Here is a 22,133-nt window from a genome sequence, read left to right on the forward strand (position 1 = left end):
TTCCATTCCGACGATCCCGACCGTGTCATCGCCGACCCGTCTGATGTCGCTCAAGAGCTGGTTCGGCGTGCTGGCCTCGCTGCTCGCGGTGCTGGTGGTCGCCCCGGTGCTCAACCTGATGGTGCCGCCCGACAGCGTCTTCCACATGAGCGACTTCGCCGTGCTGCTCATCGGCAAGATCATGTGCTACGCCATCTGCGCGCTGGCGATGGACCTGATCTGGGGCTACACCGGCATCCTCTCGCTGGGCCACGGCCTTTTCTTCGCGCTCGGCGGCTACGCGATGGGCATGTACCTCATGCGCCAGATCGGCCGCGACGGGCAGTACCAGAGCGACATGCCCGACTTCATGGTGTTCCTCAACTGGAAGGAATTCCCGTGGCACTGGGCCGGCAGCGACAGCTTCCTGTTCCAGGCGGCGATGGTGGTGCTGGTGCCGGGCCTGCTCGCCTTCATCTTCGGCTACTTCGCTTTCCGCTCGCGCATCAAGGGCGTGTACTTCTCGATCATCACGCAGGCAATGACCTTCGCAGCGATGCTGCTTTTCTTCCGCAACGAGACGGGCTTCGGCGGCAACAACGGCTTCACCGATTTCAAGCGCATCCTCGGCATCACGATCACCACGCCGCAGATGAAGATGTTCCTCTTCGTGCTGACGGGGCTCACGCTGATCGGCTTCTTCGTCTTCGCGCGCTGGCTGATCGCGAGCAAGTTCGGCCGGGTGCTGCAGGCCATCCGCGACGCCGAAGGCCGCGTGATGTTCACCGGCTACGACCCGCTGCGCTACAAGCTCACCATCTGGGTGATCTCGGCGGTGATGTGCGGCATTGCCGGCGCGCTCTACGTGCCGCAGGTGGGCATCATCAACCCGAGCGAGATGTCGCCCGCGGCCAGCATCGAGATGGCGATCTGGGCGGCGGTGGGTGGCCGTGCCACGCTGATCGGCCCGATCGTCGGCGCCTTCTTCGTCAACGGCGCCAAGAGCTGGTTCACGCAGGCCTTCCCCGAGTTCTGGCTCTACTTCCTGGGTGCGCTCTTCATCGCGGTGACGCTCTTCCTGCCGCAGGGGATCATCGGCCTCGTGCGCAAGTTCACGGGTCATAAAGACGGAGAGAAGGCATGACCCCGGAGCTGATGCAGGCCGGCGCGCGCACGCGCCAGGCCATGGAAGAAAAGAAGAACGCGGGCGCCGGCTCGTCGGGCGGGCGCCAGCACAGTTACAGCCGGGTCGTGACGCCAGGCGAGCTCGACGTGGCTCACGGCGCCATCCTCTACCTCGACGACATCACGGTGAGCTTCGACGGCTTCAAGGCGCTCAATGCCTTGAGCCTCAACATCAGCGCGGGCGAGCTGCGCTGCATCATCGGCCCCAACGGCGCGGGCAAGACCACGATGATGGACGTGATCACTGGCAAGACCCGGCCCGACGTGGGCAAGGCCTTCTTCGGCTCGACCATCGACCTCCTGCGCATGCGCGAGAACGAGATCGCCTCGGTGGGCATCGGGCGCAAATTCCAGAAGCCCACCGTCTTCGAGCAGCTGTCGGTGTTCGAGAACCTGGAGCTGGCGCTCAAGGGCGACCGCGGCGTCAAGCAGTCGATGTTCTTCCGGCTCAACAGCGAGCAGGCCGATCGCATCGGCGACATGCTCAAGCTCATCCACCTCAAGGACAGCGCACAGCGCACCGCGGGCCTCTTGAGCCACGGCCAGAAGCAGTGGCTGGAGATCGGCATGCTCTTGATGCAGGACCCGAAGCTCTTGCTGCTCGACGAGCCGGTCGCCGGCATGACCGACGAAGAAACCGAGCGCACCGCGGAGCTCTTCCTCTCGCTCGAAGGCAACCACTCGCTGGTGGTGGTGGAGCACGACATGAAGTTCATCCACGAGCTCACCCGCGACAACCCGGCGAAGAAGGTGACGGTGCTGCACGAAGGCAGCGTGCTGGCGGAGGGTTCGCTGGCGGATGTTCAAGCCAACGAAAAGGTGGTCGAGGTTTATCTCGGCCGGTGACGCACATGCTCAAAGTCGAAGGCATCAACCAGTTCTACGGCGGCTCGCACATCCTGCGCAACCTGTCGTTCGAAGCCCGCCTGGGCGAAGTGACCGTGATCCTCGGGCGCAACGGTGTGGGCAAGACCACGCTCTTGAAGAGCCTGATGGGCGTGGTGCCGGTGAAGACCGGCACCATCCAGCTCGATGGCGTGGACATCACCCGCGACACCTCCTACGACCGTGTGCGCAAGGGCGTGGGCTACGTGCCGCAGGGGCGCGAGATCTTCAGCCGCCTGACGGTGGAAGAAAACCTGCGCATGGGCCTGGCCTACAAGAAGGGCAGTACGCCGATCCCCAACGAGATGTTCGAGCTCTTCCCGGTGCTCAAGCAGATGCTCCACCGCCGTGGCGGTGACCTGTCGGGCGGCCAGCAGCAACAGCTCGCGATCGCACGCGCGCTCGCCGCCGGCCCGAAGCTGCTCATCCTCGACGAGCCGACCGAAGGCATCCAGCCCAGCATCATCAAGGACATCGGCCGCGTGATCCGCATGCTGGCCGACCGCCGCACGATGGCCATCGTGCTGGTGGAGCAGTACTACGACTTCGCCGCCGAACTGGCCGACCAGTACCTGGTCATGGAGCGCGGCGAGATCGTGCAGCGCGGCCACGGCGACCACATGGAAGCCGAAGGCGTGCGCGAGCGCATGTCGATCTAGAGGGTGTTGGCGATCTCCTGCGTCGCGGAGCTGTCGTCCGACTTCACGATCAGCACACGCAGATCGTTGGGCGCGATCGAATCGGCCAACACCGTCACCAGCCAATCGGCGTTGTTGGCCAACGAGACCGGCGCCTGGAAGATCGGCGATTTCGACCCCGCTGGCGTGATCGTCAACGTGTAGGTGCCGCTGCCGACCGCGAAGTCCAGCGAGTTCGCGCCCGAGGCCGGGTTGGCCGTCTTGTAGCCCACGCCCGAGAAGTTGGGCGTGCGGGTGCTGATGTCGCTGCTGTTCTGCGTGAGGTAGACGTCGAGCGCGCCCGTCGTGTTGGCCGCCGCGTGCAACACCCTCACCCGGCCGCTGGCGGCGGTGAGGCCCCAGTCGTACGGGTCGGTGATGGCGAGCAGCTCGGCCTGCGAGCCGAACAGCGACAGGTTCGGAACAGCGACGAACATGTAGCGGTTGCCGCGGTTCGTCGACAAGGTCGAGGTGCCGACCTCGGCGTTGGTGTCGGTCGCCACGCGCCACTCGGCGCTGCCGGTCGGCACGTCGACATAGTTCGACGCATTGGCGTAGGCGACGTTGCTGGCACCGGAGACCGCCGTGCCGTTGCGCGTGAGCGTGAGCGGCCTCGTGAACACACCTGCGTGCACGAGCCTCACCTTGGGCTCGGCATTGGCGAGGCGGTCACTGATGTCGTCTGCATCGTCGCCGCCCCCGCAGGCGGCGACGATCAGGAGCGAGGCGAGGGCGGGCAGGAGCTGGGTGAAGACCTTCTTCATGGCCACCGGTCAGGGCACGGTGGTCAGCTCGGGGGCCGTGACGCCGGAGTCGGCCGTCACCGCGAGGATCTTGATCTGCCCCGCTGCAACGCCGCTCGGCACGGTGATCAGCAACAGGTCGGCGTTTTGCGACAGGCTTAGCGGCGCGTTGAAGACCAGGTTCTTGGTGCCCGCGGTGGTGATGCGCAGCTGGTAGTTGTTGGCGCCGAACTCATGCGAATCGGCACCGGTGCCCGGCACCGCGCTGCCGAGGGCCACGTTGGCGAAATTCGGCGAGACGGTGTTGATGTCGACCGTGGGTGCGGTGAGGTAGACGTCGACATTGGGCGTGTTGTTCGAGCCATTGACCACGCGCACGCGCGCGTCGTTGCTGGTGAGCGACTTGTTGTACGGGTCTTCGATCAGCAGCGTGCTGGGGGCGCCGAGCGTGCCCGCGTAGGCGACGAAGGTGTACTTGTCGCCCTGGTGCGGGTTGAGGTTGACGTTGCTGAGCTGCACATTGCCGGCGGTGGTGCGCACGCTGTAGTCGGCCGCGGTGCTGCTCACGTCGAAGTAGTTCGAGGCGAAGCGGTAGTTCACGCCGTTGACGCCGCCGATGGTGCCGCCGTCGCGGTAGAGGCCGACCGCCGGGCCGCCTTCGATGGCGTGGACGAAGCGCACCTTCGGGTCGGCCAGGCTCAGCCGGTCATCGACGCTGTCGTCACCGCCGCCACAGGCGGCCACGAGCATCAGAGGGGCGCAGGCAAGCAGGATCTTGTGGAGTGTCTTCATGTCAACCTCGTTGTAGTCAGTGCTCGGTGAATCTACGGTCGAGGCTGGTTTCTCCGTGTGGGAGAGGGCTGAGTTACGTGTCAGACAACGCCGATCCTGCAGGGTCGGGCACTTGTGGCCACAATGCGACCTTCCTCAGCGCCCGGCCCATCCATGATCACTGTCCATCACCTCAACAACTCCCGCTCGCAACGCGTGCTCTGGCTGCTGGAAGAGCTGGGCCTGCCCTACGAGATCAAGCACTACCAGCGCGACGCGAAGACGATGCTTGCGCCGCCTGAGCTTGTGAAGGTGCACCCGCTGGGCAAGTCGCCGGTGATCACCGACGACGGGGTGACGGTGGCCGAGTCGGGCGCGATCATCGAGTACCTCGTCGAGCGCTACGGCAATGGCCGGCTGGTGCCGCCGGCCGGCTCACCCGAGAAGCTGCGCTGGCGCTACTGGATGCATTTCGCCGAAGGCTCGGCCATGCCGCCGCTCCTGATGAAGCTCGTCTTCACCACCATCGAGCGCACGAAGATGCCGTTCTTCATCAAGCCCATCGCCAAGGGCATCTCGCAGAAGGTGCAAGGCACGCTGGTCGAGCCGAACCTGAAACGCCAGCTCGACTTCATGGAGGCCGAGCTCGGCAAGAGCGAATGGTTCGCCGGCAACGAGTTCAGCGCGGCCGACATCCAGATGAGCTTCCCGCTCGAAGCCGCGGCGCAGCGTGCGGGGCTCGACGCCTCGCGGCCGAAGCTGATGGCTTTCCTGAAGCGCATCCATGCGCGGCCGGCCTACAAGAAGGCCCTGGAGCGCGGCGGGCCCTACAGCTTCGCGAACGACTGATCAGCCGAGCTGCTTGAGCCGCGCGTCGACGTAGCCGGCCGCGCCCTCGGGCAGGCCGATGCTCTTGGCGCGCTGGAACGCGGCGCGGGCCGTGTCGGCCTGGCCGATCTCTTCGAGCGAGATCGCAAGGCCCATCCACCACACGCCGCGGTTGGGTGCCAAGCGCAAGGCGACGCCGTACTTTTCGACCGCCTCGTCGTGGCGGCCCGCGCGCTGCAGGATGGCGGCGTGGAAGCCGTGGAATTCGGCGCTCTCGGCAGCGTTCAGTGACGCGGTGTTGCCAACTGCCTTCAGCGTCTCGGCGGCGGTGGCCCAGTCCTGTCGCTCGGCCTGCAGCCGCGCCAGCATCAACGCGACTTGTGGCTGGGCCGGGGTGAGGGCGAGGCCCTCCTTGAGCAGGGCCGTCGCGTCATCGGGTCGCGACAGGCCGACGAGCATGCCGGCCTGGGCCACGCGGGCGGCGGCATGGCGCGGGTCTTCGCGCAGCGCGGCGGTGAAGGCGGCGGCCGAGTCGTTGAGCTGGCCGGCCTGATGTGCGGTCACGCCGCGCTGGTACAGCGCTTCGGCACGCTCTTGCGGCGAGCGGGCCGCGCTGCGCAGCTCGATGCGGGGCTCGGGCTTGGCCGCGGCCATCGCAGGGGCGTCGTCGGTGGGCTGGGGTCTGGCAGGTTTATGGCGCGCGGTGGGGGCGGCGATGGCCACCTGCGCGGCGGGGGGCGCAGGCGGGGCGACGGTCGAAGGCTCGGGCGTTGCCGGAGCCGCTGTGGGCGCCACCACCACGGGCGCAGGAGCGGGCGGGGCCGCCGTGGGTGTCACGGGCCGGGGTGCGGCCACCGGGGCCGCAGCCACCGCGGTGTCGGCCGCCTTCGCAGGCCAGCGGATGCTGCCTTGCGCCCAGCCACCGGCCGCGATGGCGACGAGCGTGGCGACGAGGCCCAGGCCCCAGCGCATCGCCCGTTGGCTGGCACTCGGTGCGAGCGGGCGCGGCGCGGCCGGCTTGGCGGCCGCTGGCGCGCCGGGCGCCTGGCGTTGGTCGAGGTCGCGCAGGACCTGGTTCAAGAGGCTCATCGTGCGCTCCAACCGAGCTTGTGCCACCAGCCCAGGCCGAAGGGCGAGCAGGGCAGCGCCCCATCGGTGTCGCGGGCGGCGGCGCGCACATGCGCGGCGTCGACGGTGTCGGCACCCGCGCCGTAGACGGCCATCAGCGCCTTGTGCGCGAGGATGTTGACGAGCCGCGGCGTGCCGCCGGTCGCGCGCTGCAGCGCGGCGATGGCGCCGGGGCTGAAGAGTTCGACGCCGCTGCGGCCGGCCACGTGCAGGCGGTGGTGCAGGTAGTGGCGCAGCTCCTGGCGGTCCATGCCCGTCAGGCGGTAGTGGAAGGCGATGCGCTGGCGCAGCTGGCGCATCGAGGTGAGTGCGAGGCGTGCGTCGAGCTCGGGCTGGCCGAGCAGCACCACCTGCAGCAGCTTGCGCTTCTCGGTCTCGAGGTTGGACAAGAGGCGCAGCGTCTCCAGGCTCTTGAGCGGCAGGGCCTGCGCTTCGTCGACGCAGAAGATCACACGCTTGCCTTCGGCGGCGAGTGCGAGCAGCTCTTCGTTGATCGCCTTGAGCAGCTCGTATTCGCTGCCCTGCGGCGAGAGTTTCAGCTCCAGCTCGTCGGCCAGCGCCAGCAGCAGCGTGGCCGGCGTGAGCAGCGGGTTGGGCAGGTAGCAGGTCACGACCTCGTCGCCTTGCGAGGCGAGGAAGCGGCGGCACAGGAGCGTCTTGCCGGTGCCGACTTCGCCGGTGATCTTGATGAAGCCTTCGCCATGGGCCGAGGCGATCAGCAGCGTGTTGAGCGCCTCCTGGTGCGCGCGGGTGGCGTACGCATAGGCAGTGTCGGGCGTCAGCCCGAAGGGCAGTTCACGCAGGCCGAAGTGGGCGAGGTACATGGTGGTCTCTCAGCGAGTCCGCGTCTGGAACTGGTTGAGCCGGTCCTGCGTGTCGGCAGCATCCGCCTGCCAGCTGCGCTCGTTGCGGATGATGGTTGGCTTGAGCAGGATCACGAGTTCGCTCTTCATGCCGCTCTTGGCGCGCATGCCCACCGCCGTGCCGAGCACCGAATCGGTGGTGCCGGGCAGGCCCGAGGCGGCGTTCGATTGCGCCTGCTTCATCAGGCCGCCGATGGCGACGATGTTGCCGTCCTGCACGCGCACGACCGAGTCGCTTTCGCTCACGGTGCTCGACGCGAGCGGCAGTTGGAAGGTGCCGATCTGCGAGCCGAGGTTGAGGTTCTTCTGCTTCTCGGCGACCACGCTCACCGACGGGTGCAGGTGCAGGATGACCTGGTCGTTCTCGTCGATCTGCGGCGTGATGTCGAGCGCGATGCCCGAGAAGAAAGGTTGCACCGTGACGGTGGGCGTGACGATCGGGTTGCCCGTGCCGCTGGTCGTGACGGTGGTGGTGATGCCGGTGACGAAGAACTCGTCGGTGCCGACCTTGAGCACCGCCTTCTGGTTGTTGACGCTGGCGATGCGGGGGCTGGAGAGCACCTGCACGTTGCCCTGCGTTTCCAGGAACTGCAGCATCGCCGCGAAGTTCGGGCTCTGGAAGGCGAGGCCGAAGAGGCTGCTGGCGTTGGTGCTGTCGGTGAGCAGCGTGGCGCCCGGCAGCGAGCCGAAGGCCGCTCCGGCGATGGCGCTCGTCACCAGCGCCGGCAGGGTCGGTGGTGTGGTGGCGCTCGGCGTCTGCAAGGTCGTGCCCGGCCCGATGGGGCCCATCGACAGGTGGCTCGACGCATTGCGGAACGCCGACCAGTTCACGCCGGTGCTGGAGCTGTCGGATAGCTGCACCTCGATGATCTTGGCTTCGATCATGACTTGGCGCTCGACGATGAGCTGCGTCATGCGCAGGTAGTTCTCGGTGGTGCGCAGGTCCTGCGGGAAGCCGCGGACGGCGATCACGCCCGACAGCGGGTTGACGATCACGCGGCGGCCGTTGTCGGCGCCGATCAGGCCGGTGAGCGTGGTGCGCAGCTCGGCCCAGAAGTCGTTGTCGGAGTCGGTGGTGATGTGGCTGCCGTTGACCTTGGTCGCGGTGCCGTTGTTGCCCGAGCCCGGCGTCGAGTTGTTGTTCGACGGGGTGTTGCTGTTGTTGTTGCTGCCGCCGCCCCCACCGGTGTTGTTGACGTTGCTCGACGAGATGGAGCCCGAGGTCACGCGCGTGTCGCTCGTGCCGTTGCGCTTGGCGGCGAGGTAGTTGACCTGGTAGATGCGCGTCTGCAGCGTGTTGGGCTGGATGTGGATGCGGTTGCCCTGCATCGTGTACTCGTAGCCGTAGAGGTCGCGCATCGCGTCGAGCGCTTCGCGCACGGTCACGTTCTTGAGATTCAGCGCGACCACGCCGGTCACCTCGGGGGCCACGAGCATGCTGTAGCGCGTGCCGGTCACGATCTGCAGGAAGACCTGCTGCGCCGGGGCGTTGGAGACGGCCAGGTCGAAGCGAGGCTCGCTCGGCGCCGGCAGCTTCACCGGCTCGGTGGCCAGGAGCGGCAGCAGCGCGCGGTTCACCGCGTCCGGCGGCGGCGTGGTGGGCTTGGCGGCTTCGCGTGCGGAGGCGCGGGCCATCTCTTCCTTGATGCGGTCGAGGGTGGCCTGCTGGGGGATCTTCTCGGTGGCGCAGCCGGCAAGGGCCAGCAGGGCGGTGCCTGCGATGGCCGCGAGGGCGTGGCGGGGGGTGTTCATTTCAGCGACTCCGTGCGCGAGGCGCGCTTGGTTTTCTGGCCTTCGGGCACCAGGGTGAGCGTGGTCGTGCCTTGCGAGCTGTCGAGCCGCACGCTGTGCGGCGTGATGCGGGCGAGGCGGGCATCGCCCACGCTGCCGCCAAGGGCGACGAGCTTGCCGCTGATCACCGCGGCAGGCGTGCGCCCGGGGCCGAGCAGCACCGACTGCAGCACCAGGGTCTCCGGCGTCACCGGGTCGGCGGTGCCGGCGGCCTGCAGGCCGGGGGGCGGGCGTGTCGGGTCGGGCAGCACCGTCTGGGCGCCCGCCGAGACCGTGGCGAGCAGGCAGAAGAAGGCGAAAGTCCGGCTCATATCACCCACCAGGTCTTTTCCACGCTCAAGGTGTAAACGACGAGCGTCATCACCACCGCGGGGCTTTGTTGTGCATCGAGTTTCAGCTCGCCCCAGTAGACGCGGCGCGGCATGCGTTCCAGCGTCTGCAGGTAGGCGACGAGTTCGGGGTAGCTGCCGCGCACGGTGATCTCGACGCCGTGGCGGTAGAGCCAGCCGTCGGGGGTGGCTGCGTCCGCGGCCGGCGCGGAGGCGGCAGTTGCGGCCGTGGCCGCGGCGGCGGGCGAGGCAGGCTTGCCGCCATCGACCAGCTCCGTCACCGAGGTGACCGGCAGCGTGCGCAGGCCCACCAGTTGCAGGCCGCGTTGTGCCTGCAGCAGGCCCGAGAGCCAGTCGCTCATGTCTTGCGCCGGTACCAGCGAACCCTGCAGCTTCTTGAACTGGTCGTCGGCGTTGCGCGCCTGCAGGCGCAGCGCTTCGAGCTGCGCGCGCACCTCGGCGTCGGGGTTCTTCAGCTTGGCCTGCAGCACCGTGAGCTGCGCTTGTGCGACGGTGAGGTCGTTCGTCTCCTGCGCGAGGCGCTGCTGCAGCAGGCGGCGCTCCTTCGTGGCCGGCTCGATGACGAGCAGATGGCCGAGCATCAGGATGGCGAAGCACACCGCGCCGGGCAGCAGGGCCCGTTCGCGCGGCGCGAGCGCGGCGTAGCGCGCGCTGAGCTGCTTCCAGCGGTCCTTCATCGTCATCGCCGGGCCTCCGGTGAGGGTGTCTTGGCGGGCGCTTCGGTGCCGTGCGCGCTCACGAGCGAGAACTCGACGAACGGTGCACTGCGCGCCGGTGCCGAGGCCGCGGCCTCCTGCTCGGGGCGCGCGATGCTGAGCGCGCGGAACGAGCGGCCTTGCAGCGCCGCTTCCTTGTTGAGCCGGTTCACGTAGCTCGGGATCAGATCAGGGCTCGTCGTGCGGCCGCGCAGGGCGAGCTGCTGGTTGTCGAGCGTCACGCCGGTCAGCCACAGGCCGTTGATCGACTGGCGGGCAAAGGCGTTGAGCGCATTGGCGTGGCCGGTCTCGTTGCCCAGGCCGCCGGCCTGCAGCAGGCTGAACGCCGACTGGCGCTGCGTCACCGCGGCCTGGATGGCGCGAAGCTCGCCTTGCAAGCGCACATCGGGCTTGGTCTGCGCGAGGCGCTGGGTGAGCTCGACCAGGTCTTTCTGTGCGGCTTCGAGCGCGGTGTGGGTCTGGGTGGCCGGCTCGCGCAGCGTGCGCACGTCATGCACGGCCCAGGCGCCGGCGAGCACCACCGCGAGCGTGCACACGCCCACGGCGGTCGCCGCGTTCACGGCCGTCAGCCACTCGCGCTTGGCGCGCAGCGACGGGTCGTAGAGGTTGATGTTCTGCGTCATGCTGCAGCGCCTTCTTCGCGCAGCGCCATGCCGATGGGCACGTACCACGCGTGTTGCTGCGTCACGTCCTGCAGGGCGTTGGCGTGGCGGCCGAGGTCGAGCACGCTCGAGAGGTCGGCCACTTCCACCGGCAGGTAGAGGTTGTCTTTCAGGAAATTCGAGAAGCTCTCGGCGGCGGGGTGGCCTGCGATCAGCAGGCGCGACAGCGGCACCTGGCTGAACTGGCGGTCGAAGCCGTCGAGCGAGCGTTGCAGCTCCAGGCCCACACGTTCGAAGACGGTTGCGCGTTGCTCGGTGTCGGCGAGCGCCGCAAGGTTCATGTCGATGTGGCGCAGGCCGTAGAGCTCACCGGCGCGGCTGAAGGTGAGCAGGGCGCCGTTGTCGTGCAGGCCCAGCATGGCGATGCCGCGGCCGGGCGTTTCGAAGAGGGCGGCAATGTTGCGCTGGGCGGCTTCGACCACGTCGATCACCGAAAGCTTGAGGTTGGCGGCCTGAAAGGCCTGCACACGCTCCTGCAGCTTGTCGCGCTTGGCGGCCACGACGAGGGCGAGCGGGTCGCGGCCGGCGGGCATGCCGTCGGTCGGGATGGGCAGCACGTCGACCATCGCCTGTTCGACCGGGAAGTCGAGCGAATCCTTGATGCTCCAGCGCAGCGCCGCGCGCAGCTCGGTGGCCTCGACCTTGGGCTGGGTGACTTGCACCATCTGGTAGGCGCTCGGGTCGATCCAGGTGGTGCAACGGTAGCGCTGCAGGTTGTGCGTGCGGCGGGCCTGCTGCAGGGCCTGGGCTTCGCTGCCGCCGCGTGGCGCGCTGTCGAGCAGCGTGAGTGTCGGGCGCTCGCCGCCGCGCACGACGTGGGCGAAGTCCACGCTCTGCTTGCGCGGCACCACTGCCATCCAGCCAGGTTGTTCTCGTCGATTGAACATCACACTCGCACCATCAACGGCCGCCGACATGGCGGTCCGAGGGTCAGGGTGATGCTAGGGATGGAGGGTTTTGGCAGTGCCTCGATAAGGCAGGCTTTTCCGGGTGACTTGCGTTGCAAGTGAGTCCTATTTCACGGACTCACTTGCGCTTCACTTCAGCGCGGCTTTGCCCAAGTCCCAGATCGGGAGGAAGACACCGAGCGCGAGGATCAACACCAGCACGCCGAGGAAGATGATGAGGATCGGCTCGATCTGCGCCGAGAGCGACTTCAGCTCGTATTCCACTTCCTGCTGGTAGAAGTCGGCCACCTCGCCCAGCATCTCGTCGAGCGTGCCTGACTCCTCGCCCACGGCGATCATCTGCAGCACGACCGGCGTGAAGATGCCGCTCGCGGCGGCGGTGCGCAGGAGGCTGTCGCCGCGCTCCACGCCTTCGCGCATCTTCTCGATGGCGCGCGCATAGAAGTGGTTGTCGACCGTGTTGGCCACGACCATCATCGACTGCACCACCGGCACGCCGCTCTTGAGCGCGAGCGCGAAGCTGCGCGAGAAGCGCGCGAGCGTCGCCTTGCGGATGATCTTGCCGGCGATGGGGAACTTGAGCTTGAACTTGTCCCACGCGTAGCCGCCGTCTTCGGTGCTCGTCCAGCGCTTGAAGCCGAAGAAGCCGCCGACGGCCGCCACCAGCAGGTAGGGCCAGGCCACGATGGTGAAGCGGGAGAAGCCGACGAGGATGCGCGTCATGAACGGCAGGTCGGAGCCGAGGCCATCGAACACCCGCTGGAAGGCCGGGATCACGAACACGTTGACCACGCCGACGGCGATGATCATCACCGCGATCACGAAGCTCGGGTAGCGCAGCGCCGACTTCACCTGGTCGCGCATCAGCTTCTCGAATTCGAGGTGATGGAAGAGGCGCAGGAAGACTTCGTCGAGCCGGCCCGTCATTTCGCCCACGCGCACCATCGCGACGTAGAAGGCGCTGAAGACACCCGTCTGCTTGGCGAGCGAGGTCGACATCTCGTTGCCCGACTCCAGGCTCTCGCGCGTCTGGCGGATCACCTCTTTCATCGCGGGCGAGGCCGATTCCTGCAGCCCGCCGAGCGCACGCGTGAGCGCAATGCCCGATTTGAGGAGCGTGTGCAGCTGGCGGCTGAACATCAGCAGGTCTTCGTGCTTGACCTTCTCGCGCTTGCCGAAGCCGATCTGCTTCGAGGCCATCGAGGCGCCCACCGCGGTGGCGAGCACGATCTCGAGCGGTGTGCTGCCGGCACGCTGCAGCTCGGCCGCCACGGCGCCGGCACTGTCGCCTTCGAGCACGCCTTGCAGCAGGCCGCCGCTGGCGTCACGCGCCGTGTAGGTGAACTGGGGCATCAGCCGTCACCGCTGGCGGCGAGCGCCATGGCTTCCGAGATCGTGGAGCGCCCTGCATGGGCCAGCGCCAGGGCATTGCGCAGCAGCGTCTTGGTGCCGATCTGTGCCCGCGCGATGCGCACGAATTCGATCGGCGAGCCGTGGTTGGCGGTCTGCACTAGCTCGGGGGTCATCTCCAGCATCTCGTAGACGGCGGTGCGGCCGATGAAGCCGGTGCCGTTGCAGCGCGAGCAGCCCATGCCACGCATGTACTTGCCGTCCTTGCCCTCGGGGCCGATGTAGTGGTCGAGCCAGCCGAGTTCCTGCGGGGTGGGAGAGTGCGGCGCGATGCAGTTTTCGCACAAGAGGCGCACCAGGCGCTGTGCGATCACGAGGTTGAGCGACATGGCCACCATGTAGGGCGGCACGCCCATGTCGAGCAGGCGGATCGGGGTCGTGGCCGCGTCGTTGGTGTGCAGCGTGGAGAGCACCATGTGACCGGTCATCGCGGCGCGCAGGCCGATCTCGGCGGTGGTCTTGTCGCGCATTTCGCCGACGAGGATCACGTCCGGGTCCTGCCGCAGCGCGGCGCGCAGCACACGCTCGAACGAGAGGTCGATCTTGTCGTGCACCTGCACCTGGTTGATGCCGGGCAGCCGGTATTCGACCGGGTCTTCGACGGTGATGATCTTGCGGTCGGGCGAGTTGATCTCGTTGAGCGACGCATAGAGCGCGGTGGTCTTGCCGCTGCCAGTCGGGCCGGTCACTAGGATCATGCCGCTCGTGCGCTGCAGGGCGCCGCGCACCTTGGCCAGCATCTCGTCGCCCATGCCGAGGCGGTCGAGCCGCAGCAGGCCGCCGCTCTGGTTGAGCAGACGCATCACGACCGATTCGCCGCATTGCGTGGGCATGGTGGAGATGCGCACGTCGAGCGGGTTGCCGCGGATGTCGACGTGGAAGCGGCCGTCCTGCGGCAGGCGTTTCTCGGAGATGTCGAGGCCCGACATCAGCTTCAGGCGCAGCACCAGCGCCGGCGCGATCTTCAGGTCGGATTCGGTCTGCAGGTGCAGCACGCCGTCGATGCGGAAGCGCACATGCAGCTTGTGCTGCTGCGGTTCGATGTGGATGTCGGAGGCGCGCACCTGGGCGGCGTCTTCGAAGAGCGTCTGCAGCAGCTTGACGACCGGCGCGTCTTTCACCGCCGCTTCGGTGCCGAGCAGGTTGCCGAAGTCGGCCTCGGTCTGCGCCAGTTCGGCGGTCAGCTCCTGCGACAGCGCGGTGATTTCACCGGTGCGGCGGTACACGCGGTCGATGGTGGCGAGCAGCTGCGTCTCGGTGACGGCGGCGAGCTCGATCTCGCGCTTCAGGATGCGGGTGAGCTCGTCGTAGGCGAAGAGGTCGCTCGGGTCGGCCATGCCGACACGCAGCACGCCGTTGTTCTCTTCCAGCACCAGCGCGCGAAAGCGGCGGGCCTGGGCCTCGGTGAGCAGGTTCACCAGCGCGGGCGCCGGGTTGGTCTGCTTGAGGTTGATGTAGGGGATCTTCAGCTGGCCGGCGAGTGCCCCCGAGATCTGCTCTTCGGTGACGACGCCGCTGTCGACCAGGATGCGGCCGAGCTTGCGGCCGCTCGAGCGCTGCTGCTCCAGCGTGGCGGTGAGCTGCTCCTGGGTGATGAGGTTCTGCTGAACCAGCAGGTCACCCAGGCGGATTTTCTGGGGTGGCGGCATGCGCGGTCCTGACGACAAAGGCCATGGGTCAGGCCATTGTCGAAGTCAGTACCGGCTTGCGATGGATGGAAGTGGCGTGTCTTCCGGCCTCAATTCGGCACGCCGATGTCGCCCAGCGCCTTGCGGATCACCGGGGCGTGTGCGCCCTGGGCCTTGCCTTCCTCGATCTCGGCAGCGCGCTCGAAGAGCGGCACGAAGAGGCCGAGCTTGTCGACCGGGCCCTTGAGCGTGAGCGTGCCGTGCTTCACGAACGCGGCGTCCCAGGTGGCCAGCACTTCGTGCCAGAACGATTTCGTGGCGGCGTAGTAGCGGTCGGCGGCGGCGAAGTCGGGGTCTTTCAATCGCTCGTAGCGCGCCATGCCGACTTCGCGGCCGAGGTAGGGGAAAGCGGCGTCGGGCTGGCGTGTGGCGTCGAGCCGCGCCTTGAGGTTGTGTTCCTCCTGCGTCCAGCCGGTGGGATTCACGGTGTGGCGGTTGGTGCCGATGAGGGTGTCGTAGTCCTTGCGCACGCTCCACTCGCGGCGTGGCAGCGGGCGCCAGGTCTCGCCGCTGATCCAGGTGGAGAAGCTCGCGTTGTGCTGCCAGCGGCCGAGGCTTGCGTAGCGCGGCGACTCGTCCACCTGGTAGACCGTCTGCACCCAGGCCCCGCGGCGGGCCGCTTCGGGCACGGGGCGGCGCTGCCAGCGGTCGCGCCCCAGGTACTCGACGATGGCCTCGGGCTCGAAAGCCCAGTCCTGCCGCCAGTGCTTGGTGACGATGGGCTCGCCGGGCTTCCCGTCTTTGCCGGCGATGCGCATCTCGAGGATGTGCACCAGGCTCACGAAACCGGGCTCGTTGCGGTCGACGTAGACCTTCTCGGTGCCCCACGACTGGTACGGGCCGAGCTTCACTGGGTCGTCGGCCGCGGTATACGACGCGATCTCCAGGAAGTCGAAGCTCACGCGGTAGCTGCCGGCCATGGCGAGGATGGCGCGGCGGTCGCGCTCTTGCGGACTCAGGCCCGCAGCCTGCAGGGCCTTCCACTCGGGCGAGGGCGCGAGGTCAAGGGTGACCGGCGCGCCTTGCGTGCTGCCGCCGCGCGGCTTGAGGCCTTCCGCGTCGAGCGGCCATGAAAAGGTGTAGCGCAGCGGGGTGCCAGCGTTCGCCGGCTTGTCGGCGGCCCACGCGACGGGCGCCAGAAGGAAAGCGAGGCAGAGCAGCAAAGGCTTGGTCATCGTGAGGCACCTTGGCGGTCAGGTGCGCCACACACGCGGTTGCGCTGCGGAGAGCGACCACGCGGTCTGGCGCCAACGTTTCCAGACTTCGGTCAGCAATTGCATCGCAGGTTCCACACGATGGGCCAGCGCGCGCAGCACCACCACGCTGGCGTGCGCCGAGGTGCAGCCGGCGGTGGTGCGAAGGGCGCTGGTGGAGACGGCCTCGCGGGCGGCATCGAGCAGGGTGTCGCGGCGCGGCGCCGCGAGCGCGCCGCCGGCGGCAAACCACATCGTCGCCAGAACGCTGTGCCCGGCCCAGCCGAGCGGCGATTGCAGCAGGCGGGTGTCGTGCCCATCGATGCGGCCACGCTCCAGCCACACGCCGGGCAGCTCGATGCTCTGCGTGTAGCGGCCACTGTCGTAGGGCTGGTCGCTGGCAGGCAGGCCGAGGGCGAGCACGTCCCAGCCCATCATTTCGGCGCCAGGGGCCAGTTCGAAGCGCATCCGGTTCTCGGCCAGCGTGTCGGGGTAGAGGATGGTCTCGAGCGGCAGCCACTCGAAGCGCGAACCTTCGGCCACACGCGTGGTCAGGGTCTGCAGTCCCGGATCGCCCAGGCTGCGGTAGAAGCGCGTGGCGCCCGGCGTGGTGATGAGCGCGTGGCTGCCGGCCTGCACGTTGACGTCGATCGCCAGCACGTCACCGCTGACGATGCCGCCGGGCGGGTGCACCAGCACGTTGTGGCAGATCGCGTCGCCCTCGGGGTAGAGGCTTTGCAGCACGCGCAACGGGCCGTTGTGCTGGTCGAGGACCGTGGTGCGCTGATGGGTGCGGCGATAGTCGAGCTTCAGGTGGCCGTGCCAGCCCATGAGCGAATGCGCGAAGTGAGGGAGGCCTGAAGTGTATTCAGGCCGCGTTCGAGCCCCGGTGTGCCCAGGCCGTGGTGCGCTTCTCCACCACTGCGAAGAGCTCGTACATCGCCATTGCCATCACGCCGATCACCACCAAGCCGGCGAAGGCCAGGCCCATCTGCATCGACGAGCCGGCCGAGATGAGCAGGTAGCCGATGCCTTCGTTGGCGGCGGTCATCTCCGACACGGTCGTGCCGACGAAGGCCAGCGTGATTGCCACTTTCAGCGAGCCGTAGAAGTAGGGCAGTGAGCGCGGCAGGCCGACCTTGATGAGCACGTCCCAGCGCTTCGCACCGAGCACGCGCAGCACGTCTTCGAGTTCGGGCTCCAGCGTGGCGAGGCCTGTCGCGATGTTGACGGTGATGGGGAAGAACGAGATGAGGAATGCGGTGAGCACGGCCGGCCCCACGCCGATGCCGAACCACACCACGAGGATGGGCACGAAGGCCGCTTTGGGCAGCGCGTTGAAGGCGGTCATCAGCGGGTACATCGCCGCATAGGCCATGCGCGAGCTGCCGATGAGGAAGCCGAGGAGTGTGCCCACGACGATCGAGAGCCCGAAGCCCGCCATCGTGACCCAGAAAGTGCGCCAGGCATGGCCGGCGATCACGCCGCGGAACTCGACCAGCTGCGTCGCAATGCGCGAGGGCGAGGGGAAGACGAAGTCCGACACGTTGAAGCCGCGGCACAGCAGCTCCCACAACAACAGCACGCCGATGAGCAGCAGCCACGGCGCCAGGGCCTCTTTCTGCTTCTTGGTCATTGCGGCACCTCCACCGAGCCGGCCGGCTTGCCGCTCTTTTGGCGAATGGCCCCGATGTGCTCGCGCAGCTCCAGCACGAGGTCGGTGAAGCCCTTGGTGTAGGTCAGCTCCAGCTCGCGCGGGCGTGGCAACTCGATGGTCTTGCGCACCAGCATGCGCCCCGGGCTGCGGCTCATCACGTACACCGTGTCGGCGAGGAACACCGCCTCGCGCAGGTCGTGGGTGACGAGGATGACGTTGAACTTCTGCGCGGCCTGCAGATCACGCAGGATGCACCACAGCTCCTCGCGGGTGAACGCATCGAGCGCGCCGAAGGGCTCGTCGAGCAGCAGCATCTTGGGTTCGTGGATCAGCGCGCGGCAGATCGACGCGCGCTGCTGCATGCCACCCGAGAGCTGCCACGGAAACTTGTCTTCGTAGCCGGCGAGGCCGACGCTGGCGAGCAGCTTCTTCGCCTTCTCGGCGTACTCGCTGCGCCGGGCGCGGAAGTTCGAGCGGTAGGGTTCGACGATCTCCAGCGGCAGCAGCACGTTGTCCAAGGTGGTGCGCCACGGGAGCAACGATGGTGCCTGGAAGGCCATCCCGGTGATCTTGAGCGGGCCGGTGACCTCGCGCCCGTCGATGAGGATGCTGCCCTGCGACGGCCGCTTGAGGCCGGTCGCGAGTTTCATGAAGGTCGACTTGCCGCAGCCCGAAGGCCCCACGATGGCGATGAATTCGCCGGTGCCGACTTGCAGCGAGATGTCTTCGACCGCGTATTGCCGTTTGGCGAGCAGCTCGTCGTTGTAGGCGAGCCAGACGTTCCGGAAGTCGACGAACGAGGTCATTGGGGCAATTGGTGGAGGATGGATCGCACGGCCTCTCGGTAGATCCCCGGCGCCTCCCTGTGCAACTGGCTGTGGGAGCCGCCCGAGATCTCGACCCAGCGCACGCTGCCGGGTCGGGCGGCATCACGCAATTTCCGGCCCAGCTCCACCGGCACCGTCTTGTCGCGGTCGCCGTGCATCATGAGGATGGGCGCGTCGACCTTGGCGATCTTCTGGTCGGAGTAGAAGCGCTGGCGGGTGATCCACGACGCCACCACGCCATAGGCGCCCACCGAGGCGGCCACGTCGGGCAGGCTGGTGAAGCTCGACTCGACGATCAGCGCGCCGTAGTCGGCGTGGTAGTGTTTGCGGCTCGCGAGGTCGATGGCCACGCCGCCACCCATCGAGTGGCCGAAGATGATGCGCTTCTTCGGGTCGGGCTGGCGCTGCATCAGCTCGGCCCAGGCCACGTCGGCATCGGCGAGGATGGATTCTTCCGACGGGATGATGGGCTCGCTGTCGCCCCAGCCGCGGTAGTCGACCGCGAGCACCGACACACCGGCGTCACGCAGCGCCTCCATCTTCGGGTGGTTCTTGTAGAGGCTGCGGAAGGTGCCGTGCAGGTAGAGCAGGGTCGGGGCTTGCGGGTCGGCGGCCGGCATCCACCACAGGGCCAGCGTTTCGGGCTTGCCCGGCTGCTCGCCGCGCACCTTGAGCGTGTACATCGAGTCGCCCGGCTTGAGGCCGGCGAAGTCGGCCGGGCGGCCGGGCGCGGGGCGGTAGACGAGCTCGCGCTCCTTGGCGTCCCACCAGGCGCAGCCGCTGGTGAGCATCAAGAGGGAAAGCGTCACACACAGCGTTACCCCTGGCCGCCGCAGGGCGGCGTGAGTGCTCAAAAACATGGCGACAATTGAACGCATGAAAGTCCTTGTATCCGCGCTGGCGATGGCCGCGGCCGGCATGGCGTTGCCTGCCCTGGCCCAGACCAGCCCCACGCCCATCGATTCTGCGAAGCCCGCCACGGCAGTGACCACCCGCGCGCCGACGGCCACGCCGTCGGGCAGCAACGGGACGTGGCGCCTGATGGCCTCGCCCTACACGATCCATTATTCACGCGACCCCAATCACCGCCCGGTGTGGATGCTCGGCTTCGAGCGCGAGCGGCTCGACGGCCTGCTGTGGGGCGCCTGCTATTTCAGCAACTCGTTCGGCCAGCCGAGCGGCATGGTCTACGGCGGGCAGCGGCTGTACGACTTCAGCCCCTACCCGGAGCTCTTCGCGCAGTGGACGGCCGGCATCATGTACGGCTACAAGGGCGAGTTCCAGGACAAGGTGCCCTTCAACCACCGGGGCTTCTCGCCCGGGGTCGTGCTGGCGCTGGGTTGGCAGTTCACGCCGCGCTACTCGGTGCAGGCCAACATCCTCGGCAACTCGGCCATGATGTTCCAGTTCTCGGTGGACCTGCCCTGAACGCTGGCGCGTGAGCGTTACTTCTTCGGCGCGGCCTTGAAGATGTCGCGCTCGGCGGCGGACGGCAGGTAGCCGCCGTTCCACACCGCCGCGGCGCTCACGCGTTCCTTGGTGCCGAAGGCATCGGACACCTGGCTCGCCATCAGCGAGAGGCGGCCCGGGTTGGTGGCCCCGAAGGTGTCGGCCTTCGCGTCGGCGGTGAGCACGCTCGCATCGAGCGCGAGCTTCAGGCGGCGCAGCTCCAGTGCTTCGTTGATGATGCCGTCGCGGGCCTTGACGGTGGCGATGCCGCCGGCCGGGTCGGCGATCACGTCCTTCATGCCTTTGGTGAAGGCGCGCAGGAAGGCTTTCACCGCCTCGGGGTTCTTCTTGAGGAATTCCTCGCCCGCAATGATCGCGTTGCCGTAGAGCTTCACGCCGTGTTGCGGGTAAGGAAGTATCACCACCTCCTCGGTCTTCACGCCGCGGGCTTCGAGGTTGAGCAGCGAGGTGAACGAGAAGCCGGTGATGGCGTCGATGTCGCCGCGCACGAGCATGGTCTCGCGCAGTGGCGGGTCCATCGCCGTCCAGGCCACGTTGCTGATGTTGTTGGCCTTCGCGAAGATGGGCCAGGCCTTGCGGCCGGCGTCGAACACCGGGGCGCCGAGCTTCTTGCCGTTCAGGTCGGCCGGGGTCTTGATGCCACTCTTCTTGAGCGCGAGCACCGCGGCCGGTGTGTTGTTGTAGACCATCATCACCGCCACCGGCTTGTTGGGGGCGGTCGGGTTGTTGGCGTGGAATTCCATCAACGCCGCGAGGTCGGCGAAGCCCATGTCGTAGGTGCCCGAGGCCACGCGCGTGACGGTGCCGCCCGAGCCGTTGCCGGCGTCGACGGTGACGTTGAGCTTCTCGGCCTTGAAGTGGCCCTTGGCGGCCGGCACGAGGAAGAGCGCGGCCGGGCCTTCGAAGCGCCAGTCGAGTTGGAACTTGATCGGGGTTTCCTGGGCCTGCGCGGTGAAGCACACGGTGGCGGAGACGGCGGCGGCGACGAAGCGTGAGATGAGGTTCATGGTGGCGTGGGATGAGGACGAAGGGCCGGGTGCAAGAACCGTGCTCGGGCTCAGACCGGCACGCGCAGGCCTGCGACGTAGGTGGCGACGAGGTTGCGCTCATCGCCCAAGGTCATCCATGCGAACACTTTTTCATGCAGATCGCGCGCCACCGAAAGGCGGCGCCGCGCCACCGGGCCGCTGGCCCAGTCCCACACGCAGACGTCGGCCATGCGGCCGGGCTCGAGCGAGCCGATCTCGTCGGCCAGCAGCAGCGACTCGGCCGCGCCGAGCGTGGCGGCGTGCAGGCCCTTCCAGGCGGTGAGCCGCTCGCCGGCCAGCGCCTGCACCTTGTAGGCGTCTTGCAGGCTGCACAGCTGGCACAGGCTCGTGCCGCCGCCCACGTCGGTGGCCATGCTGACGTGCACACCCGCGCGCTCCGCGGCGCGCCAGCCGAAGAGGCCGCTGCCGAGGAAGAGGTTGGAGCTCGGGCTGTGCGCGATCTGCGCGCCGCAGCGGCAGAGCAGGGCGCGGTCTTCGTCGTCGAGCCAGATCCCGTGGGCGAGCACGCTGCGCCGGTGCAGCAGGCCGGCGCGCGCGTAGACGTCCAGGTAGCTGCGCGCCTCGGGGAAGAGCTCGCGCACCCACTGCACCTCGGCGCGGTTCTCGGCCAGGTGGGTGTGCATGTAGAGGCTCTCGTCGGCGCGGCACAGGGCGCCGGCCATCGCCAGCTGCGCGGGCGTGCTGGTGGGGGCGAAGCGCACGGTCACGGCATAACTCAGGCGGCCGGTGCCGTGCCAGCGGTCGATGAGGTCGACGCAGTCGCGCTCGGCTTGCGTCACGTCGTCGCGCAGGCCGTCGGGCGCGTTCCGGTCCATCAGGACCTTGCCGGTGATGAGCCGCATGCCCCTTGCCTGGGCGGCGGCAAAGAGCGCCTCGGTGCTGGCCTTGTGCACGGTGGGGAAGACCACCGCACTGGTGGTGCCGTGGGCCAGCAGCGCATCGAGGAAGCGCGCGGCGCCGGCTTCGGCCTCGGCGGGCTCGGCGTAGCGCTGCTCGGCGGGGAAGGTGTAGGTGTCGAGCCAGTCGAGCAGCTCGGTGCCGTAGCTGGCGATCACGTCGAGTTGCGGGCTGTGCACGTGGGTGTCGATGAAGCCGGGCAGGATGAGCTGGCCGCTGTGGTCGTGGCGCGGCCAGCTGCTGTCGGGCGCTTCAGCCTGCGCGCCGACGATGCGGCCGCCTTCGATCAGCAGCCAGTGGTCGGGGCGGAAGCGCACCACGGGCGATTCGGTGGCGCCCCATTCGGGCGCGCCGGTGAAGTCGAGCAGGTCGCCGCGCAGCGCGAGGCGCAGGGCGAGGCCGGGGGTGGTGGTGGGCGTCATGACATCACCGCAGCAAGGCCTGTACCGCCGCAGG

23 protein-coding genes are annotated in these 22,133 nt (G+C 68.0%); 5 read left to right on the forward strand and 18 right to left on the reverse strand.

Annotated features, from left to right (window positions below; all coding sequences use genetic code 11):
- Positions 1–43 precede the first annotated feature (43 nt).
- Genes urtC through urtE form a run of 3 tightly spaced genes read left to right on the forward strand, consistent with a single transcriptional unit; the run spans position 44 to position 2,708 of the window.
- On the forward strand, positions 44–1,123 hold the full coding sequence (urtC, locus tag RXV79_RS05650; protein WP_316704000.1) for an urea ABC transporter permease subunit UrtC: 1,080 nt from the start codon (positions 44–46) through the stop codon (positions 1,121–1,123).
- Positions 1,120–2,010, forward strand: a complete 891-nt coding sequence (gene urtD, locus RXV79_RS05655; protein ID WP_316702494.1) for an urea ABC transporter ATP-binding protein UrtD — start codon at positions 1,120–1,122, stop codon at positions 2,008–2,010. The genes urtC and urtD overlap by 4 nt, the downstream gene beginning before the upstream one ends.
- Before the next feature lie 5 nt (positions 2,011–2,015).
- Positions 2,016–2,708 (forward strand): urea ABC transporter ATP-binding subunit UrtE, encoded by a 693-nt coding sequence (urtE, locus tag RXV79_RS05660; RefSeq protein WP_257828809.1) that lies wholly within the window; start codon positions 2,016–2,018, stop codon positions 2,706–2,708.
- Here urtE and RXV79_RS05665 read toward each other — a convergent pair.
- Positions 2,705–3,490, reverse strand: a complete 786-nt coding sequence (locus RXV79_RS05665; protein WP_316702495.1) for a DUF4397 domain-containing protein — start codon at positions 3,488–3,490, stop codon at positions 2,705–2,707. The genes urtE and RXV79_RS05665 overlap by 4 nt on opposite strands.
- 9 nt (positions 3,491–3,499) lie before the next feature.
- Positions 3,500–4,261 carry a DUF4397 domain-containing protein gene (locus RXV79_RS05670; protein ID WP_316702496.1) on the reverse strand — a complete coding sequence of 254 codons (762 nt, stop codon included), beginning with the start codon at positions 4,259–4,261 and terminating at the stop codon, positions 3,500–3,502.
- Positions 4,262–4,414: 153 nt separating this feature from the next.
- On the opposite strand from RXV79_RS05670, the gene RXV79_RS05675 reads away from it, so the two are divergent.
- The gene (locus RXV79_RS05675) at positions 4,415–5,089 is read left to right on the forward strand and encodes a glutathione S-transferase family protein (RefSeq protein WP_316702497.1); all 675 of its coding nucleotides are present in this window, start codon (positions 4,415–4,417) and stop codon (positions 5,087–5,089) included.
- Here RXV79_RS05675 and RXV79_RS05680 read toward each other — a convergent pair whose 3' ends face one another.
- The 14 genes from RXV79_RS05680 to RXV79_RS05745 form a co-directional block, all read right to left on the reverse strand.
- A complete protein-coding gene (locus RXV79_RS05680) occupies positions 5,090–6,157 on the reverse strand; it encodes a tetratricopeptide repeat protein (protein WP_316702498.1) in 1,068 nt (355 codons plus the stop codon).
- Positions 6,154–7,020: an ExeA family protein gene (locus RXV79_RS05685; protein WP_316702499.1), complete on the reverse strand. Its 867-nt coding sequence runs from the start codon at positions 7,018–7,020 to the stop codon at positions 6,154–6,156. The genes RXV79_RS05680 and RXV79_RS05685 overlap by 4 nt, the downstream gene beginning before the upstream one ends.
- A gap of 9 nt (positions 7,021–7,029) precedes the next feature.
- Positions 7,030–8,811, reverse strand: coding sequence for a secretin N-terminal domain-containing protein (locus tag RXV79_RS05690; protein WP_316702500.1), 1,782 nt, complete (start codon positions 8,809–8,811; stop codon positions 7,030–7,032).
- A complete protein-coding gene (locus tag RXV79_RS05695) occupies positions 8,808–9,161 on the reverse strand; it encodes an MSHA biogenesis protein MshK (RefSeq protein ID WP_316702501.1) in 354 nt (117 codons plus the stop codon). The genes RXV79_RS05690 and RXV79_RS05695 overlap by 4 nt, the downstream gene beginning before the upstream one ends.
- On the reverse strand, positions 9,158–9,883 hold the full coding sequence (gspM, locus tag RXV79_RS05700) for a type II secretion system protein GspM (protein ID WP_316702502.1): 726 nt from the start codon (positions 9,881–9,883) through the stop codon (positions 9,158–9,160). The genes RXV79_RS05695 and gspM overlap by 4 nt, the downstream gene beginning before the upstream one ends.
- On the reverse strand, positions 9,880–10,539 hold the full coding sequence (locus RXV79_RS05705; protein ID WP_316702503.1) for a PilN domain-containing protein: 660 nt from the start codon (positions 10,537–10,539) through the stop codon (positions 9,880–9,882). Before RXV79_RS05705 ends, gspM begins: the two co-directional genes overlap by 4 nt.
- Positions 10,536–11,465: a type IV pilus biogenesis protein PilM gene (gene pilM / locus RXV79_RS05710; protein WP_316702504.1), complete on the reverse strand. Its 930-nt coding sequence runs from the start codon at positions 11,463–11,465 to the stop codon at positions 10,536–10,538. Before pilM ends, RXV79_RS05705 begins: the two co-directional genes overlap by 4 nt.
- 150 nt (positions 11,466–11,615) lie before the next feature.
- The gene (locus tag RXV79_RS05715; RefSeq protein ID WP_316702505.1) at positions 11,616–12,839 is read right to left on the reverse strand and encodes a type II secretion system F family protein; all 1,224 of its coding nucleotides are present in this window, start codon (positions 12,837–12,839) and stop codon (positions 11,616–11,618) included.
- Complete coding sequence (locus tag RXV79_RS05720) at positions 12,839–14,545, reverse strand: GspE/PulE family protein (RefSeq protein WP_316702506.1); 1,707 nt, start codon at positions 14,543–14,545, stop codon at positions 12,839–12,841. The genes RXV79_RS05715 and RXV79_RS05720 overlap by 1 nt, the downstream gene beginning before the upstream one ends.
- A gap of 89 nt (positions 14,546–14,634) precedes the next feature.
- Positions 14,635–15,759: a DUF6607 family protein gene (locus RXV79_RS05725; protein ID WP_316702507.1), complete on the reverse strand. Its 1,125-nt coding sequence runs from the start codon at positions 15,757–15,759 to the stop codon at positions 14,635–14,637.
- A gap of 18 nt (positions 15,760–15,777) precedes the next feature.
- Positions 15,778–16,608: an urease accessory protein UreD gene (locus RXV79_RS05730; RefSeq protein ID WP_316702508.1), complete on the reverse strand. Its 831-nt coding sequence runs from the start codon at positions 16,606–16,608 to the stop codon at positions 15,778–15,780.
- A 37-nt stretch (positions 16,609–16,645) separates the two neighbouring features.
- Positions 16,646–17,413 (reverse strand): ABC transporter permease, encoded by a 768-nt coding sequence (locus tag RXV79_RS05735; RefSeq protein WP_316702509.1) that lies wholly within the window; start codon positions 17,411–17,413, stop codon positions 16,646–16,648.
- The gene (locus RXV79_RS05740) at positions 17,410–18,240 is read right to left on the reverse strand and encodes an ABC transporter ATP-binding protein (protein ID WP_316702510.1); all 831 of its coding nucleotides are present in this window, start codon (positions 18,238–18,240) and stop codon (positions 17,410–17,412) included. The genes RXV79_RS05735 and RXV79_RS05740 overlap by 4 nt, the downstream gene beginning before the upstream one ends.
- Complete coding sequence (locus RXV79_RS05745; protein WP_316702511.1) at positions 18,237–19,070, reverse strand: alpha/beta hydrolase; 834 nt, start codon at positions 19,068–19,070, stop codon at positions 18,237–18,239. Before RXV79_RS05745 ends, RXV79_RS05740 begins: the two co-directional genes overlap by 4 nt.
- Positions 19,071–19,137: 67 nt before the next feature.
- On the opposite strand from RXV79_RS05745, the gene RXV79_RS05750 reads away from it, so the two are divergent.
- Positions 19,138–19,689: an ABC transporter ATP-binding protein gene (locus RXV79_RS05750; RefSeq protein ID WP_316702512.1), complete on the forward strand. Its 552-nt coding sequence runs from the start codon at positions 19,138–19,140 to the stop codon at positions 19,687–19,689.
- Between the two features lie 17 nt (positions 19,690–19,706).
- Here RXV79_RS05750 and RXV79_RS05755 read toward each other — a convergent pair whose 3' ends face one another.
- Together RXV79_RS05755 and guaD are read right to left on the reverse strand one after the other, a co-directional pair.
- The gene (locus tag RXV79_RS05755; RefSeq protein WP_316702513.1) at positions 19,707–20,738 is read right to left on the reverse strand and encodes an ABC transporter substrate-binding protein; all 1,032 of its coding nucleotides are present in this window, start codon (positions 20,736–20,738) and stop codon (positions 19,707–19,709) included.
- 50 nt (positions 20,739–20,788) lie between these two features.
- Positions 20,789–22,099 (reverse strand): guanine deaminase, encoded by a 1,311-nt coding sequence (gene guaD / locus RXV79_RS05760; RefSeq protein WP_316702514.1) that lies wholly within the window; start codon positions 22,097–22,099, stop codon positions 20,789–20,791.
- Between the last annotated feature and the right edge of the window lie 34 nt (positions 22,100–22,133).

This window comes from Piscinibacter gummiphilus (genome assembly GCF_032681285.1).
Taxonomy (GTDB): Bacteria; Pseudomonadota; Gammaproteobacteria; order Burkholderiales; family Burkholderiaceae_C; genus Rhizobacter; species Rhizobacter gummiphilus_A.